This window comes from Methylomonas paludis (assembly GCF_018734325.1).
In the GTDB taxonomy this organism is placed as follows: Bacteria; Pseudomonadota; Gammaproteobacteria; order Methylococcales; family Methylomonadaceae; genus Methylomonas; species Methylomonas paludis.
Map to the genome: position 1 here is coordinate 3,573,437 of NZ_CP073754.1, position 16,583 is coordinate 3,590,019.

Consider the following 16,583-nt stretch of genomic DNA (forward strand, 5'->3'; position numbering starts at 1 on the left):
GTAACAGCTTGATTCCCGCAACAGTGGCCATTGATCCGCTGATTTTCAAATCAGCGGAATCTTGTTTGATCACACCATCACGGTTTAAAACAGCTTATAAACCGGTCACGCTTGCAGTTTGGAGATATCGGCAATTTTCAAAAACTGATTGGACAACAAGGCCAGTAAAGCCAGCCGACTATTACGCAAACCTTCATCCTCAGTATTGACCATAACTTGATCAAAAAAGGCATCGACCACATCACGCAATTGTGCCAGCCGATTCAAGGCCAGCTGATAGTTTTGCTCGGCCAGCAGCGGCACAATATCAGCATCGGCCAGTTCGGCTGCCGCCAACAGATTTTTTTCCGCCACTTCCACCAGCGTACCTATGCTGCCGGTTACCGGTTGTGTCGATTTTTTCAGCAGATTGATAATCCGCTTATTGGCAGCCGCCAGACTTTCCGCTTCCGGCAATTGCCGGAAAGTCTGTACCGCGCGGATACGCAGCATAAAATCCAGCGGCCGGCTGGGATTAACCGCCAGCACTGCTTCAAACTCATCGGCACTGTAACCCTGATCCAGAACATACCCTTTCAGTCGATCAAAAATAAAATCCAGCAACCGAGTGCGGGTTTCAGTTTTATTAAAACTATGCGTAAATTGGCTCAGGGCCTGATCGACCAGTTGGACTATATCCAGATCGACGGCATTCTCAATCAGAATCCGCAAAATACCTAAAGTAGCCCGGCGCAGCGCATAAGGATCTTTGTCACCGGTCGGAATTAAGCCGGCGCTGAATATACCGGTCAAGGTATCGATTTTTTCCGCCAGCGCCAGAATCTGGCCGATAACGCCGCTTGGGGTAGGGCCACCAGATTGCTTGGGAAAATAATGCTCTTCCAAAGCCAGAGCCACATCTTCCGGCTCATGATCGGCCAGCGCATAATAACGGCCCATGATGCCTTGCAAATTGGCAAACTCACCCACCATATTGGTCAGCAAATCGGTTTTAGCCAATAAGGCAGCACGAGCTGCCCGATCTGCCAAAGCCTGATCCGCCGGATACAGCAAACCGGCTATATAGCGGGCCAGATCACTGACGCGTTGGGTTTTGTCGGCCAGGGTGCCCAGATCTTTCTGGAACACAATACTAGCCAGACTTTCCACCCGATCAGCCAGGGATTTTTTTCTATCCTGCTTCCAGAAAAATTCGGCATCGGCCAGACGCGGCAATACCACTCGTTCATTACCATGCTGAATAGAACTGGGCCGACTGCTTTCAATATTACTAAAGGTAATAAAATGCGATAACAAACCACCTGCACTATTTTTCACCGGAAAATATTTCTGGTTGGATTGCATAGTGGTAATCAAGACCTCTATCGGCAATTCCAGAAAACGGGCATCAAAATTACCGACTACCGGAGTTGGCCATTCATTCAAGGCCGCCACTTCCTCCAGCAAATCTTCCTCTATATGGGCAATACCGCCCAGTTCGGCGGCGGCTTGTTGAGCCCGCTCGCGAATGACCGCCATACGTTCGGCGAAATCAACAATGACATGGCCGGAACTTCTTAAAACTTGTGGATATTCCTGAGGCGAATTGATCAGCACTGTCTGTGGCGCATGAAAGCGATGACCCCGACTTGAGCGGCCGGTTTGCAAACCCAGAATTTCAGTTTCGATAACCTGCTCACCATACAGCAATACGGCCCAATGCACAGGCCGGGCAAATTCTGTGTCGAAATTACCCCAGCGCATACGTTTGGCTATCGGTAGATTTTGCAGACTCTTGCGAATAATATCCGGCAATAACGCGGAAGTAGCCTGCCCGGCAATCGCCTGTTTAAATATCAGCCACTCACCCTTATCGGTACTCAAGCGTTCCAGCTGGGCAAAGGTAGTACCGCAACTGGCGGCAAAACCGACAGCCGCTTTGCTGGGATTTCCATCTTTATCAAAAGCGGCCAGTAAAGCCGGACCGCGCTTTTCCACGGTTTTATCCGCTTGAAAACTGCTCAAATCATCTATCTGCACAGCCAGACGCCGAGGGGTGGCATAAGCATGGGCAGTACCAAAACTTAAACCGGCCTCCTGCAAACCCTGGCTAATATTAGCCAATAATGCCTGACTGAGTTTTTTCAGGGATTTTGGCGGCAGTTCTTCACAACCCAGTTCAAATAACAAATGTTGATTAGTCGGCATGGTTAAACTCCCTGTCTGCTCAGAATCGGGAACCCCAAAGCTTCCCGGCGTTGATAATAGGCTTCGGCAACGGACTTGGCCATATTTCTGACTCTGAGAATATAACGTTGGCGTTCGGTTACCGAAATGGCATTTCTGGCATCCAATAGATTAAAAGAATGCGAAGCTTTCAAAACCATTTCATAAGCCGGCAAAGGCAGGTTTTTTTCTAACAGACTAAGGCATTCACCTTCGTAAGTATCAAAGCATTGAAACAAAAAGTCGACATTGGCCAGATCAAAATTGAATTCCGACATTTCCACTTCATTCTGATGGAATACATCACCATAGGTGACGATGCCTTGCGGACCTCTGGTCCAGACCAGATCGAACACACTTTCCACACCTTGCAGATACATGGCGATCCGTTCCAGACCATAGGTAATTTCCCCGGTGACCGGTTTACATTCCAGACCACCAACCTGCTGGAAATAAGTAAACTGGGTGACTTCCATGCCATTCAGCCAGATTTCCCAACCCAAACCCCAAGCACCCAGGGTGGGTGACTCCCAGTTATCTTCTACAAAGCGTACATCGTGTTCCAGCAAATCCAGTCCCAGATATTGCAAAGAACCCAGATACAGTTCCTGCAGGTTTTCCGGCGAAGGTTTCATCACTACCTGAAACTGATAATAATGTTGCAAGCGCATCGGGTTTTCGCCAAACCGGCCATCAGTAGGCCGCCGCGAAGGCTGTACATAAGCTGAATTCCAGGGTTCCGGGCCTATGGAACGCAAGAAAGTGGCCGGATGAAAAGTGCCGGCACCGACTTCCTGATCCAGTGGTTGCAACAACACACAACCCTGATTTGACCAGTATTCCTGTAGGGCCAAAATCAGGCCCTGAAAAGTAGAGACATCATTTTTGCTAGTTGACACGTTGGGAGCCACTTCGATTAATAAAAACCTCTGGATTATAACTGAATTATGCTCTGGAATCAGACCGACTAGATCACACAGCGTCCTATATAAAGCTTATATCCACCCAGTATCAACTGCTTGGATAGTTGAATATTATCGGTAACACTTTTATAGTGAGTAGTCTGTTTTCCACCAATGAGTTTAGCTATGCCTTCTTTTGATATTGTTTCCGAAATTGATGGTCACGAAATTACCAACGCCATTGACCAGGCAAATAAGGAAGTTTCCACCCGTTTTGATTTTAAAGGCTCCAATGCCCAGTTTGAACAACAAGAGGACAGCGTCATTTTAAAAGCTGAATCCACCTTTCAGCTGCAACAAATGCTGCCGATTTTATTTGCCAAAATGGGCAAGCGTGGTATCGACATCAACAGTCTGGAAAGCGGTAAAATCCAGGATACCGGTAAAACCGCACAACAGACGATAACCTTAAAACAAGGTATAAGCAGCGAACTGGCGAAAAAAATTGTCAAATTAATTAAAGACAAAAAAATGAAAGTGCAGGCGGCTATCAATGGCGATAAAGTTAGGGTCACTGGTAAAAAACGTGATGACTTACAGGAAGTGATCCAGATGCTGAGAACCGAGGAATTGGAACAACCACTGCAATTTAATAATTTTCGCGATTAAGATTTACCTATGTAAATCCGGCCAGTTTTTAATTAAGGCTATGGGGGACCATCACCATGAAACGCCAGTTTTTTGCCTTATGGCCGGATGCCGACTTGCGTCAGCAATGTTTGCAAATTATGCAAAATATTCCCATCAGCTTGGCGCGGCCGGTAACCCCGGCCAATCTGCATGTCACCCTGCAATTTCTAGGTCAGGTTAATCCTGATCAGGAACAGGCCTTACTGGCCGCTGCCGAAACCCTCTGCATCAGCCCCATGTCTTTGCTGTTTGATCAGCTCAATTATTGGCGTAAACCCGGTATTCTGTGTTTAAGCAGCCACAACTATGACAATCAGGTCAGTATACTGGCAGCTCAATTAGCCGCTATTGCTCAAGATAACGGCATTCAACTCGATCAGCAGCCATTTCGACCACATATTACCCTGGCTCGCAAAGCACACGCCGCACTTGCGATTGAATTTAGCCCCATAAGCTGGATAGATCATGGCTTTTGCCTAGTGGAATCCTGTTCCGGCAATGATGGTGTGGTCTACAAAGTCATTCAACGCTGGGAGCTGACCACCGTACCAAACTCATAACACATTCTTAACTAACTAAAAAACTCATTCCTTTCGGAGCAATCTCATGCCATTTTTAAACGTAAATACCAATATAAAAATTTCAGCCGCAGAAAAACCGCAACTACTTAAAGAAGTATCCACATTGATAGCCCAACACACCGGTAAACCCGAATCTTATGTCATGGTGCATTTGCATGATGAGCAGACCATGCTATTTGCCGGCAGTCAGGACCCACTAGCCTATCTGGAATGCAAAAGTATTGGTTTAAGCAAAAATCAGGTTCAAGCTTTGACTAAGACTTTAAGTCATTATCTAAGCACCAGCTTAAAGCTGAATCCGGCCAGAATTTATATCGAGTTCAGCAATGCCCCAGCTGAATTATGGGCCTGGAATGGTGCAACCTTTGGCTGATTAATCCCCAATTCTATGGTTTTACCCTGTTGAAAAGCCTGCCGGTAGCCTATGGCAAAAACTGTGGGTAAAATGTGGTTAAGTTAAGCCCCCTTAGTTATCCACAAACTGCCAACAACATAAGGCTAGTGGTACAGACAGTTTTAATTTTAAGTTAAGCTAATGTTAAAACAATATTTTTATGGCTTATCCACAAGCTTAGGCAATGCTAATAGTAATAATAGGTTAAAGATCTTAAATACAACTTACTATTATTAGCTGTTTGAGTTTAGGTACCTGATCAACTTGCAAACAGCAAACATCCAGAACCGGCCTATTCCCATGCCAAGCTTGACTATGCTGATTTACAAGTAATCCAACACTGCTTGGCTGATAAGAATTTTGGCTATGGATTAATTCGTAGCCAAAGTATCTTTACGAAGCAATTTGCACCATAATAGCCGGCAGAATGTGTTGAAAAACTTGCCGGTATCCTGTTGTAAAAACTGTGGATAACTATCAATAAAATTAGCCCTATATAGTTATCAACTGACTGTCAACAGGCTTAAATGATGGATATATACAAGTTTTTTATAAAGCTAATTATTTGATTTTAAATATAAAAAATAGCTTTTCCACAGCTATTAGCCTACTTAGTAGTAACAATAAATAAAAGATATTTTTAATGAAATTTATTATTAATCGCGACCAGCTTCTGGCACCCTTACAGCAAATTGTGAGCGTTATTGAGCGCAAACAGACCATCGCTATCCTGTCTAATGTGTTAATACAGGTTGATGCTCACCAATTAGTGATGACCGGTACGGACACCGAAATTCAAATTATCAGTAAATTAGCCATGGAATCTGTCGATACACCGGGCAGTGTCACGGTACCGGCCAAAAAATTTCTGGATATCTGTCGTTTATTACCCAATCATGCCGATATTCGTTTTGAGTCGCATGAAGATAAAATCAAACTGATATCAGGCAACAGCCGTTTTTCCTTAAGCACCTTGCCTGCGGCACATTTTCCGGAATTTAATGAAACAGAATACGATTACCAATTTCTGATCAACGCCGGCAAATTCAAAAAAGCTTTGGATAAGACCATGTTTTGCATGGCTAGTCAGGATATTCGGTTTTATCTGAACGGTTTGTTGCTGCACATCAGCAATTCCAAACTTAAATTGGTCGCTTCGGACGGACATCGTTTATCGATTTATGAAGATGATTTGGGTCAGGCCACCGGTTATGAATCGCGCATCATACTGCCCAGAAAGGCTGTACAGGAATTAAGCCGTTTGCTGGATGATGAAGATGCGGAATTGAATGTGCAGTTTTCCAATAATCACATCAAAATTTATTACAAAGATGTGGTGTTTTCTTCAAAACTGATCGATGCCAAATTTCCGGATTTTAGTAAAGTGTTTAACCAAAGCTTTTTAAGCCCATTACTAATCCAGAAACAACTGCTAAAAGATGCGCTGACCCGAGTGGCCATTTTGTCCAATGAAAAATACAAAGGCATTACTCTGGATATTAACGGCGACTCTTTAAAATTGAGTACCCATAATCCCGAGCATGACGAAGCCGAAGAGGCCTTAATTATGCAATATGCCGGTGAGCCTTTAAGCATTGCCTTTAATTCTCAATACCTATTGGAAGCTGTCAGTAATCTGGATTCTGAATTATTGGTGTTAAGCATAGCCGGCAATGCCAGCAGTGCCTTTATTGAAGAACCGGAGCAATCCCCGTTTAAATTTATCGTCATGCCTATGCGCATGTAATCCAGATTCATGGCCCTGGTAAAATTGGATGTTTTTGGGGTCAGAAACATCCAATCTGCAAGCATAACACTTTCACCACAGATCAATTTAATCACCGGCGCTAATGCCAGCGGCAAAAGTTCTTTGCTGGAGGCGATATTTATCCTGGGCAGAGCTCGATCCTTTCGCACCACCCACATCAAACAGGTAATTGCCTTTGATCAGCCGCAGTTGATTGTCTCCGCCCAAAACCGTTTCAACAACGGCAGCATTAGCCATATCGGCATTCAGATAGATAATAAGAACTGTGAAATTCGTATCGATCAGGAAAGCAAACACAAAGCTGATTTAGCTTACGCTTTACCCATTCAATTGATCCACCCTAAAAGTTATCGCTTAATCGATGGCGCACCACAATTGCGCCGAGAATTTCTGGATTGGGGGATTTTTAACCAGTCCCCACGTTTTTTAACAGATTGGCGCAAATTCAATAAAGCCTTGCAACAGCGTAATGCCTTATTAAAAACCCGGCAAACCAGCCAGATTCCAGCCTGGGATAAAGAACTGCTGGAATACGGGCCTTTGCTGAATCAAAGCAGAATTTGTTATCTGGAATTACTCCAGGCTGTGTTTGTGGAAATAGCTGCATATTTTCTAGATGAAACAGATATTCAGTTGAGGTTTAACAGTGGTTGGGATGACAGTAAAGATTACAGCCAAATTCTGCAAACTGAACTGGACAAAGACCTAAGGTTTGGTTTTACCCACAGTGGCCCGCACCGAGCTGATTTGCAATTGCTGTTAAACAATAAACCGGCTAAAGATTACTTGTCACGCGGTCAGCAAAAGCTGTTGGTATTGGCTTTGTTGTTGGCTCAGGTGAAATTACTGAATCTTACCACCCAAAATGCCTGCTGCATCTTAATTGATGATTTAAGTGCCGAATTGGATACTTTAAACCGGCTAAAATTGTTAAAATACCTATCTTTACTTGACTGTCAGGTTTTACTGACAGCAACTGAGCTAAACGGTTTTGGTGATTTAAGCAGTTTGCCGCAATACAAAGTGTTCCACGTGGAACATGGTCGGGTCAGCGAGTTATAAGTGTATGCAATATTATGAGAAATTGTTGCAGCTGTGGATTGCAGTAGTCGACCAATCTTATTTTGACGGGGTGGAGGATGCGCTGAATGCAGTGATGCGCATCAATCACGAACGATGGGCTTCCAGTCGGTGCATCCTCTACGCTTACCTCAAAGTAATATTGGTCAACCACTAGTAATCGTTTTAACAAAGTGACAAAGCTACAAGCTTGACTGGTTAAGCCTATAATGCAGAATCAGGTCTAGATTATCAATGTTTCACGTGGAACATAATGCCCCGGGGCTGAGTAAGTCCGGCCAGTTGGCAACCTTGAAGTGAGCGAATCAAGGTTTAACCATGCTATGTAGCTATTCCGTAGTCTCATCAGATAATACGGAATCGAGACAGTAAGCTACGCTGGTGTTTTTTATACGGTGAATAATAGCCATGTTATCCAGGATAGGTGCTTGGTTTACGGATGCATAACCTTGCACTGAGCTTAAACATCCTAGCTCCGATTTTGATACTGAATAAACAGGCTTAAATCGGGTTTGCAGTACAACACTAAAATAAATAATAAAACTATGAGTGACCAATACGATAGTTCGAATATCACAGTCTTGAAAGGCCTGGATGCTGTCAGAAAACGTCCCGGCATGTATATCGGCGACACCGATGATGGTTCTGGCCTGCATCACATGGTTTTCGAAGTCGTGGATAACTCCATAGATGAAGCCTTGGCCGGTTATTGTAAGGGTGTGGATGTGGTGATCCATGAAAACGGCTCAATCTCGGTATACGATGATGGTCGTGGTATACCAGTGGATATCCACAAAGAAGAAGGCCGCTCAGCTGCCGAAGTAATTATGACCGTGCTACATGCCGGTGGTAAATTTGATGATAACGCCTACAAAGTTTCCGGTGGTTTGCATGGGGTTGGGGTATCAGTGGTCAATGCTTTGTCCGAAGAGCTGACGCTGAAAATTCGCAAAAACGGCAAACTGCATATGCAGAAGTACAAGCTGGGTGAACCGGTAGCGCCGCTGGCGGTTATTGGCGACTGTCAAGGCAGCGGCACCTATATCAACTTTATCCCCAGCCCGACCATTTTTACCAATATCGAGTTTCATTACGAAATTCTGGCCAAGCGCTTACGCGAACTGTCGTTTCTTAATTCCGGGGTACGCATCTCTTTAAGAGACGAACGCAGCGGTAAAGAAGACGTGTTTGAATTTGAAGGCGGCATCAGCGCTTTTGTGCAGCATCTGAACAAAAACAAAACACCGCTGTTTGAAAAAGTATTTCATTTTATTGCCGAAAAAGAAGGCGTAACCGTAGAAGTGGCTATGCAGTGGAACGACTCCTATCAGGAAAACGTATTCTGCTACACTAACAACATTCCCCAGCGTGACGGCGGCACCCATTTAGCCGGTTTTAGAGGCGCATTAACCCGCACCATCAATCAATACATTGAAAGTAGTGGTTTGGCCAAAAAAGAAAAAGTGTCTACTACTGGCGATGATGCCCGCGAAGGTTTGACAGCAGTATTATCGGTAAAAGTACCCGATCCCAAGTTTTCCTCACAAACCAAAGATAAACTGGTGTCTTCTGAAGTGAAACCATTGGTGGAATCCACCATGAACGAAAAACTTCAGGAATATTTGCTGGAACACCCGCAAATTGCCAAAGCCATCGTCAACAAAATCATAGATGCCGCCAGAGCCCGCGAAGCCGCCCGTAAGGCCAGAGAAATGACCCGGCGCAAAACCACTCTGGATATCGCCGGATTACCCGGCAAACTGGCTGACTGTCAGGAAAAAGACCCGGCTTTGTCTGAACTGTTTATAGTGGAAGGGGACTCAGCGGGCGGCTCCGCCAAACAGGGCCGTGATCGCCGTACTCAGGCTATCCTGCCCTTGAAAGGTAAAATTCTTAATGTGGAAAAAGCCCGCTTCGATAAGATGATATCTTCCGAAGAGGTTGGTACCCTGATCACCGCGTTGGGCTGCGGCATCGGCAAAGACGAATACAATATTGAAAAACTGCGTTATCACCGCATCATCATCATGACTGACGCGGACGTGGACGGTTCGCATATCCGCACCCTGCTGTTGACCTTTTTTTACCGGCAATTGCCGGAACTGATCGAACACGGCTATATCTATATCGCCCAGCCACCTTTATACAAAGTTAAAAAAGGTAAACAGGAACATTACGTCAAAGACGATAACGCCTTAAACCAATACCTGATTCAATTGGCATTAGATAAAGCCCAACTGCAAACTGATGAACTTACCCCGGTGATTCAGGGCCAGGGCCTGGAAAAACTGGCGACCGAGTTTGCCGATGTCACCGCCGTGATTCGGCGTCTGGCCAGACGCTATGACGACTTGTATCTAGAGCAAATGACGTATATGCCAGTGCTCAGTGACGAACTGAAAGCTGATCAGGAAAAATTATCAGCCTGGTTGTTAACCATGCAGGAAAATCTGAATCAAGGCGGCCATAAAGCCGTATTCAGTACCGATTTAAACTACCGGGCAGCAGATGATTTTGATATCAGTGTCAGCAAACGCTTACACGGTATCAGTAAGACTTTTATATTCCATGCTCCGTTCTTCAGCGGTAATGATTATCAAAAAATCGCCCGCTACGTGGAAAAAACCTTAAGCATGTTTGGCCCAACCTCAGTGATGCGTATGGGCGAGCGTGAGCAGCAGGTCAGCAGCTTTAAACAAGCCTTTGAATGGATGATGAAGGAAGTTAAAAAAGGTCAGCATATCCAGCGCTACAAAGGCTTGGGCGAAATGAACCCCAGTCAGCTGTGGGAAACCACTTTGGATGCCAATAGCCGCCGCTTGTTACAGGTAACTATTAACGATGCCGTTTCTGCAGACGAAGTGTTCACCACCCTGATGGGCGATGTGGTGGAACCGCGTCGGGACTTTATTGTGAAGAATGCACTGGATGTGGCTAATTTGGATATATAGCTAGGCTTGTTATCAGATTTCATAATTCATGAAAAAATCTCAAAATTTATGAAATGGTGTGCCGGTTGATTGGAGCCACTCATGGCTGATTGACCGGTGATGAGCCAAAAGCGCAGCTACTCAAGTTTTGCAAATGTCCGCTAATGATAAACTAGCTGATGTTGGGTTTGCAGTTGTAGGCTGGGTTGAATGATAATGACTTACTAAAGCGCGATAGCGAAACCCGGCTTAGAAGCGGATAAGTTTTGTATTCTGAAGGACAGTTTGAATGTAAAGAAAGCTGGGTTTCGCGTTGTTCTACCCAGCCACGGCCCTATGTATATTATGCTGGTTATAGACGGTAGACAGGATCTTCAAGGCCATAAGGTACGCCAGACTTATAGGGTGCTGCGGTAAGGCGCACCGTTCGTGATCGTTGCGCCTGGCATGGCTCGGTACAACCTATAGGATGTCGCATATTTTCGGTTTTACGGCTGATTGCTTCAATTCACTATAACCGCCGCAAAGTTTATATCCGCAATATCTTAACTCACGCGGAATATGACCGTAACAACTGGAAGAATTGATTATGAGAACTGTTCCTGAACCTAAAGCTATCTTGATGGCGTGGATGCCGTTCAAAGAGTTGGTTGGCGTGACCAGTGTCCATAGCGAAGACGATTATGTGCAAGCAATGGCGACCATCGAAGTGTTACTCGATGAAATCGGGGATGACGAAGAACACCCCTTGGCCGACGTGCTTGATTTTCTGTCAGACCAAGCTAAAGCGTATGAAGAGGAACATGTCGTTATACCTGAAGCCGAGCCTCAAGAAGTGTTGCGGTTCCTAATGGAACAGCTTGATTTAAGGCAGGATGATTTGCAGGATTGCGCACCCCAGGGCCGCATTTCCGACATCCTTACTGGTAAACGCTCGATAAGCAAAGACTTGGCTAAACGCTTTGCACAGCGTTTTCACGTTAGGGCAGATGTGTTTTTATGATGCGTTACCCGGCTGTTCTTGAGCCTACACTAACCGGCCTTTTTGTTGGTTGCCCTGATATTCCAGAAGTTTTGCCGAAGGCCACACCGTTGATGAAGCCCGCAAGCGGTATTGTTGTAACTGGCCAGAGCAGCGGCAGCCCTTAATTATCACTCAAAATGGTGAAGCCAAGCCGGTTATTCAGGATGTGGTGTCTTATGAAGAAACTCAGGAAACTTTACTACTGTTAGAAATTCTGGCTTTGGGTAATCAGGACATCGAACAGTCCAGGGTTAAGCCGGTTGCCGAAGTTGTGGCCCGCTTAAGGTCAAACACACCGCCAAATAATTATCGGAAACCAGCTACGAAATCTTACTCACGCAAGGCTCAGAACAGGGTTTAGAGGCTATTTACGATTATATTGCCGAATTTGATAGTGTCGTCAATGCGAGATAGGTACTGGACAAAAAGAATTGAGACTTGGGAATTTATGAATATTGGCAGATTTTTTTCAAACCTTATCGCCCGATTTATCCGATTAAACAGCGGTCTGTGTATATCGTGCTGATTATGGACGGTAGACAGGATACGCAGATTGTTGGGGAATTAGCTATTCCGGGTAAATTCGAAAAACACTCATCCACCATATAGACAAATATCGGCAATAAATTTTTTACCAAAAACAGGATTTAGCCATCGAATAAAAAATGGGCACTTTTTGTGCCCACCTGGAATCACTTCAATGGATTGAATCTTATTGTTGGCCGTAATTCTGTGGCAGGAACTGAAGTCTGTTCCACGGAAAATTTTGCAAAACTGCCCAGTTAGCTTTGCCGCCAAACACGGCTGGATAAGGATTTGCCAAGCCTTGTGAGGTATAAGTCAGCACGTTTTGGGCTCGCAAGGTCAGCGCTCCACTTTTATCCCAAACCACAAAGCCGTAAGTTTGCGCCGCTTTGGCAATAACTTTGCCCGCCGGGGTCAGTTTCAAGGCATCGACATTAATGGTGGGGTCCAATCTAAAGTGGGTACCGGCTGGAATACGGTTGGGTATATTATTGGGATTACTACCGTCCGAACGATTTGCCGGCCAGGAAAAGATGCTTTTATCAGCCAGATCAACCAGGGCTATACCAATGACATGATTGATTTGACCGCTTTGTATTTCTTCTGCAGTAATTTGACCGCTGGCCAATGGTAAGCCAGTGGCCGTCGCGCCGTAAGGCCAGGGAAAAATACTGTTAGAGGTGGAAAAATTGGGGATTTGCCCGCCCCAACAGGCTTGCCAATTGCCATTGACATTCTGCATTTTCCAAAATTCCCACAGGGTGTCACTGGTGGGATCGTAGATAACTACTTCCCCATCACTATCTGCTGGACTGACTGTTCCCGCCGGCACCGGAACATTGGCTAATTGCGCTTTTAAGCCTGGATTTGGTGTAGTGTTTTGACAGCCCAATTGCGTTACAGGCACCACGGGCGTACTGGAGTCGGCAATAAACACGGGAGCACTAAAGGCCTCGGTCATTATGGCAACCGTACCGTAATAAGTATTAAATTGACGAATAAATTCGTTGACGTAATTGCTGGAATTGGGATCTAGCTGAGTATTTGCAGGAATGGGGGTAGACCAGAAATTGTCAGGTACAGCCGGTAGATAATCGGCGATATCAGCATAGCTTGTATTGGCGGATAAGCCTAAAATTAGCGAAAAAAGTTTACAAGCAGTATTTTTAATAGGTGAGGCGCGCATTTTGATTTCCCTTAAAATGAATGAAAAAATAATTTGTTGCTTATAAAACGATGTGTTGAATTAATACCTGACAGTGCTGAAAATTGCCTAATCCCTGATTTTTGGGCACAGTTGTCCTATAGTCTGCAATGGTAAGCAGTCTGAATGTTTGACAAGCGCAGCTCGTCTTTTTTAAATTAAACTGATGTGTTTATTTTGATAAACACTTTGATACGCTAAGGCGTAAAATTTGATTTCTTTGTTTGAGTTTTTATTTTGATTGGTAGTGTTAGTTCCTATAACAATAGTATCCATACTTGTTTAATTGCAGAACAGCCTGTGCTGTCTGCTGATGTCCTCCGGCCCAGATAGTTATTAAAAAATACATGTGGGGCGCGGGCGGTTGTTATCCCGTAGGTATTATCAGAACAAGGTTTATTGTGCACAAATAAGCCTTGAAAATAGCAAATTATTGGTCTTAAATTTTACCAAAACCAGCAACGGGGTTAGCGACTGTCAAGTTTTATAAACCAGGATAAATACTAGACAGGGTAAAACCACGATTAATGCAGCCTAAGTGGGCTGTCTGATATTAACCTCAGCCGCTTGAAAAATGAGTTAAGTCATTAGTTTTGCTTACTGAGTTTTTTGAAACAACTTTTCGAGGTACCTAATTTAAAATCAGGTTAATTGATACCGGCGATATCAGGCCGGAATTACCAGCAGCTAACTTGTTCAGCTTTTGAAATCGTGATTAGTTTAGAGTATCAACCCGCACATTACCGACTCAGATTTCATTTTCAAGATTAGCTTGCTAAATCCATTTCGGCTAATTGAAGCATGTTTTAAAAATATCGTCAAGTTTTTTTAAAGTGAGTTTCGGGATAAAGTGGTTAGGTAAAAAAAGAACATTTGTTCAGTTTTCTGAATGGGTTAGAGATTGCATAGCATTTGTGATGGAAAGTTAATCGCTGGTATGTCGGCTTGGTTTAGCTGGCAGGAGCTTGGTTTGGTTTGTGGAATATTCGGCGCCAACATAATTTTAATGCTAGCCAATAACCTCGCTAACTTAATAATATTAATATTTAAATCAAAAATATAGATATTAATTAAGAAAACTATATTTAGCAAATCAACTAAGTTTAACCATAGCTTATCTGTTAACTAATTTTTGGTTGGCTTAATGCCATAATAAAGCCAAAATAATATGACTATTCAGATAAATTTTGTATGGTTTTAGCGACATGAGTTGTTGGGTATGATTGATTTTTTTTACTTTATGCGGCCTAGTTTTTGTAAATCGGCTATGCAGATGCAAAGTAATTACAGGGATATTTTTTTAAAAATTAGCTATGCCTGAGCTTGCCGCACAAACAATAGCCACCTAATTTCAGGCCATGGCAGTGCGATTTCCGCCGCGGCTGTTATAAATCTGCTGTTCCGGCATTGGCAAATAAATTACGATATAAGGCTAAATAGGCGGTTATCATGCGCTCCCCACTAAAGTATTGCCAATAACGTTGTTCGGCCTGTTGTCCTAATTGCGCGGCAAGTTGCGGATGTTCCCATAGATAATGCATGGCCTGGTTTAACGCTACCGGGTCACTGGGGGGGATAACCAGACCGGTTTGGTTGGCGATATTGACATAAGTGGTGCCGGTGCCGATTTCGCTGGAAATCATGGGTTTGGCGAACATCGAGCTTTCCACCAGACTTACGCCAAAAGCCTCCGAACGCAGATGGGAAGGAAATACCACGGCATAACACAAGCTAAGTAAGGCGACTTTGTCGGCATCCGGCAAATAGCCAAGAAAATGGATATTGTTTAAGTTAAGGCGCGAGGCCTGTTGTTTGAGTTCCTGTTCTATCGGCCCGGCACCGACGATGACAATGGGAAATTCTGTACCCTGGGCAGCTTCCAATAGTATGTTAAGACCTTTGTAATAACGCAGGGCACCGACGAATAAAAAAAACTTAGTACCCAAGCGTTGCTGCCAATAACTCAGCCGTTCCGGGTTGACGGCCGGATATGCGGTTTTGTCCATACCGATGGGTATCACACAGACTTTATCTTTGAATTTGTCTAATACCGGACTGGTTGCCAAATAATTGGGCGAGGTGGCCACAATGCGATCCATGCTTTTTAAAAATTGCCATTGCAGAGGTCGATATAATTTGAGCAGATGTTGCTGACGGATAATATCGGAGTGATAGGTCACCAGGCAGGGTTTGTTGGGACGCATGGCAAAATGTACCAGATCCATAAATGGCCAGGGAAAGTGATAATGGATAATATCCGCCTGTTGTGCCAGCTCTGCAAACCGGCTGAAGGCAGTAAATGAAAATCCGGTGGAAGCCAGTTGAAAGTTTAGCCGGGTACGGTGCAGATGATAGCCGTTGAGCGGCAGGACACCGTCAATTGCAGCAGCGCTTAAAGCCAGTACATCGGTGGCGATGCCTTGACGGCTGCTGCCCATGGCAATTTGATTAATAACTTGCTCAACCCCACCCATGGTGTCGGGGAAAGAAGTTTTATAAAAATGTAATACCCGCATATTGGCGCTGACACTTATTTGTTTAAAGATTTCCACCATACAGCATATGGTTGGGCCAACCACCATTTCCAGGGTACCCGGCCATAATGTTTTCGTACGACTGCAATAGCCTCCTGATAGTGACGAAAGCGCTGGTTATGAGTTTTGGTTTGGTCGTGTACCCGATTTACCGCAATATACTGATCGATAAATAGCAATTGACCAAATTGTTTATACAGCCGCCACCATAAATCATAGTCCATTGCCAAATTTAAGCTTGGATCAAGGCCGTGCAGACTTTGCCACGCGCTACGTCGGATTAAGCTGGCCGGTTGGCAGATAATACAGCGCCAAGCCAGGCGGCGGCTGTTAAACGGTTCCACCCAAACAGGTTTGCGGGTGCCGGTATTTTGATTTACATGCCAGGCCCGGCCATAGGCAGCGGGTGCTTGCGGATGGTTTTGCAGTGCTGTGAGCAGTTTATTTAGACTATTAGGCAGTAACCAATCATCGCTGTTCAGCCAGCACACATACGGGGCGCTGCCCAGTGCGATGCCTTCGTTGATGGCCGCGGCCTGGCCTTGATCGGTATGGCTGCGCCAGCCGGCCAACCGGTGTTGCCAGCGTTGAATGACGGCTAGGGAGTTGTCGGTTGAGCCGCCGTCCAGAACAAAAACTTCGACGTTTAAATTTTGAGCAAAAACTGAGCTCAGTGCCTGTTCCAGGTAGCAGCCTTGATTCAGCGAAGGGATAGCAATGGTGATTAAAGGGGCTGCACCGTACAT

General features: G+C 44.8%; 13 protein-coding genes and 1 pseudogene. 9 read left to right on the forward strand and 5 right to left on the reverse strand.

Translation table 11 applies throughout. The features are described from left to right. Window positions 1–105: 105 nt before the first annotated feature. Window positions 106–2,187: a glycine--tRNA ligase subunit beta gene (gene glyS / locus KEF85_RS16310; RefSeq protein ID WP_215582326.1), complete on the reverse strand. Its 2,082-nt coding sequence runs from the start codon at window positions 2,185–2,187 to the stop codon at window positions 106–108. A 2-nt stretch (window positions 2,188–2,189) separates the two neighbouring features. Next, window positions 2,190–3,104, reverse strand: coding sequence for a glycine--tRNA ligase subunit alpha (gene glyQ, locus KEF85_RS16315; RefSeq protein WP_215582327.1), 915 nt, complete (start codon window positions 3,102–3,104; stop codon window positions 2,190–2,192). Between the two features lie 189 nt (window positions 3,105–3,293). Here glyQ and KEF85_RS16320 point away from each other — a divergent pair, with 189 nt between their 5' ends. The 9 genes and pseudogenes from KEF85_RS16320 to KEF85_RS16360 form a co-directional block, all read left to right on the forward strand. After that, window positions 3,294–3,776 (forward strand): YajQ family cyclic di-GMP-binding protein, encoded by a 483-nt coding sequence (locus KEF85_RS16320; protein ID WP_215582328.1) that lies wholly within the window; start codon window positions 3,294–3,296, stop codon window positions 3,774–3,776. Between the two features lie 56 nt (window positions 3,777–3,832). Then, window positions 3,833–4,357 carry an RNA 2',3'-cyclic phosphodiesterase gene (thpR, locus tag KEF85_RS16325; protein WP_215582329.1) on the forward strand — a complete coding sequence of 175 codons (525 nt, stop codon included), beginning with the start codon at window positions 3,833–3,835 and terminating at the stop codon, window positions 4,355–4,357. 46 nt (window positions 4,358–4,403) lie between these two features. Next, entirely contained in the window at window positions 4,404–4,751 is a 348-nt protein-coding gene (locus KEF85_RS16330; protein ID WP_215582331.1) for a phenylpyruvate tautomerase MIF-related protein, read from the forward strand. A 664-nt stretch (window positions 4,752–5,415) separates the two neighbouring features. Continuing rightward, entirely contained in the window at window positions 5,416–6,519 is a 1,104-nt protein-coding gene (dnaN, locus tag KEF85_RS16335; RefSeq protein ID WP_215582333.1) for a DNA polymerase III subunit beta, read from the forward strand. A 9-nt stretch (window positions 6,520–6,528) separates the two neighbouring features. After that, window positions 6,529–7,602: a DNA replication/repair protein RecF gene (gene recF, locus KEF85_RS16340; protein WP_215582335.1), complete on the forward strand. Its 1,074-nt coding sequence runs from the start codon at window positions 6,529–6,531 to the stop codon at window positions 7,600–7,602. Between the two features lie 563 nt (window positions 7,603–8,165). Then, window positions 8,166–10,571: a DNA topoisomerase (ATP-hydrolyzing) subunit B gene (gene gyrB, locus KEF85_RS16345; protein WP_215582336.1), complete on the forward strand. Its 2,406-nt coding sequence runs from the start codon at window positions 8,166–8,168 to the stop codon at window positions 10,569–10,571. A gap of 476 nt (window positions 10,572–11,047) precedes the next feature. Continuing rightward, window positions 11,048–11,137 carry a type II toxin-antitoxin system HigB family toxin gene (locus tag KEF85_RS17145; RefSeq protein ID WP_425515604.1) on the forward strand — a complete coding sequence of 30 codons (90 nt, stop codon included), beginning with the start codon at window positions 11,048–11,050 and terminating at the stop codon, window positions 11,135–11,137. Between the two features lie 2 nt (window positions 11,138–11,139). Further along, window positions 11,140–11,553, forward strand: a complete 414-nt coding sequence (locus tag KEF85_RS16355; protein WP_215582337.1) for a helix-turn-helix domain-containing protein — start codon at window positions 11,140–11,142, stop codon at window positions 11,551–11,553. A gap of 142 nt (window positions 11,554–11,695) precedes the next feature. After that, a pseudogene (locus tag KEF85_RS16360) lies at window positions 11,696–11,935 on the forward strand (hypothetical protein); the annotation flags it as partial. Window positions 11,936–12,286: 351 nt separating this feature from the next. Here KEF85_RS16360 and KEF85_RS16365 read toward each other — a convergent pair. The 3 genes from KEF85_RS16365 to KEF85_RS16375 form a co-directional block, all read right to left on the reverse strand. Further along, window positions 12,287–13,285, reverse strand: coding sequence for a DUF4124 domain-containing protein (locus tag KEF85_RS16365; protein WP_215582338.1), 999 nt, complete (start codon window positions 13,283–13,285; stop codon window positions 12,287–12,289). A gap of 1,403 nt (window positions 13,286–14,688) precedes the next feature. Continuing rightward, window positions 14,689–15,858 carry a glycosyltransferase family 4 protein gene (locus KEF85_RS16370; RefSeq protein WP_281413659.1) on the reverse strand — a complete coding sequence of 390 codons (1,170 nt, stop codon included), beginning with the start codon at window positions 15,856–15,858 and terminating at the stop codon, window positions 14,689–14,691. Then, window positions 15,834–16,583: a glycosyltransferase family 2 protein gene (locus tag KEF85_RS16375; protein WP_215582339.1), complete on the reverse strand. Its 750-nt coding sequence runs from the start codon at window positions 16,581–16,583 to the stop codon at window positions 15,834–15,836. Before KEF85_RS16375 ends, KEF85_RS16370 begins: the two co-directional genes overlap by 25 nt.

Excerpts from the sequence above, each read along its gene's own strand:
- KEF85_RS16370 (WP_281413659.1), bottom strand. The coding sequence starts at position 15,858 with ATGGTGGAAATCTTTAAACAAATAAGTGTCAGCGCCAATATGCGGGTA.
- dnaN (WP_215582333.1), top strand. The coding sequence starts at position 5,416 with ATGAAATTTATTATTAATCGCGACCAGCTTCTGGCACCCTTACAGCAA.
- KEF85_RS16375 (WP_215582339.1), bottom strand. The coding sequence starts at position 16,583 with ATGTACGGTGCAGCCCCTTTAATCACCATTGCTATCCCTTCGCTGAAT.
- KEF85_RS16320 (WP_215582328.1), top strand. The coding sequence starts at position 3,294 with ATGCCTTCTTTTGATATTGTTTCCGAAATTGATGGTCACGAAATTACC.
- KEF85_RS16330 (WP_215582331.1), top strand. The coding sequence starts at position 4,404 with ATGCCATTTTTAAACGTAAATACCAATATAAAAATTTCAGCCGCAGAA.
- recF (WP_215582335.1), top strand. The coding sequence starts at position 6,529 with ATGGCCCTGGTAAAATTGGATGTTTTTGGGGTCAGAAACATCCAATCT.
- thpR (WP_215582329.1), top strand. The coding sequence starts at position 3,833 with ATGAAACGCCAGTTTTTTGCCTTATGGCCGGATGCCGACTTGCGTCAG.
- KEF85_RS16355 (WP_215582337.1), top strand. The coding sequence starts at position 11,140 with ATGAGAACTGTTCCTGAACCTAAAGCTATCTTGATGGCGTGGATGCCG.
- glyS (WP_215582326.1), bottom strand. The coding sequence starts at position 2,187 with ATGCCGACTAATCAACATTTGTTATTTGAACTGGGTTGTGAAGAACTG.
- KEF85_RS16365 (WP_215582338.1), bottom strand. The coding sequence starts at position 13,285 with ATGCGCGCCTCACCTATTAAAAATACTGCTTGTAAACTTTTTTCGCTA.
- gyrB (WP_215582336.1), top strand. The coding sequence starts at position 8,166 with ATGAGTGACCAATACGATAGTTCGAATATCACAGTCTTGAAAGGCCTG.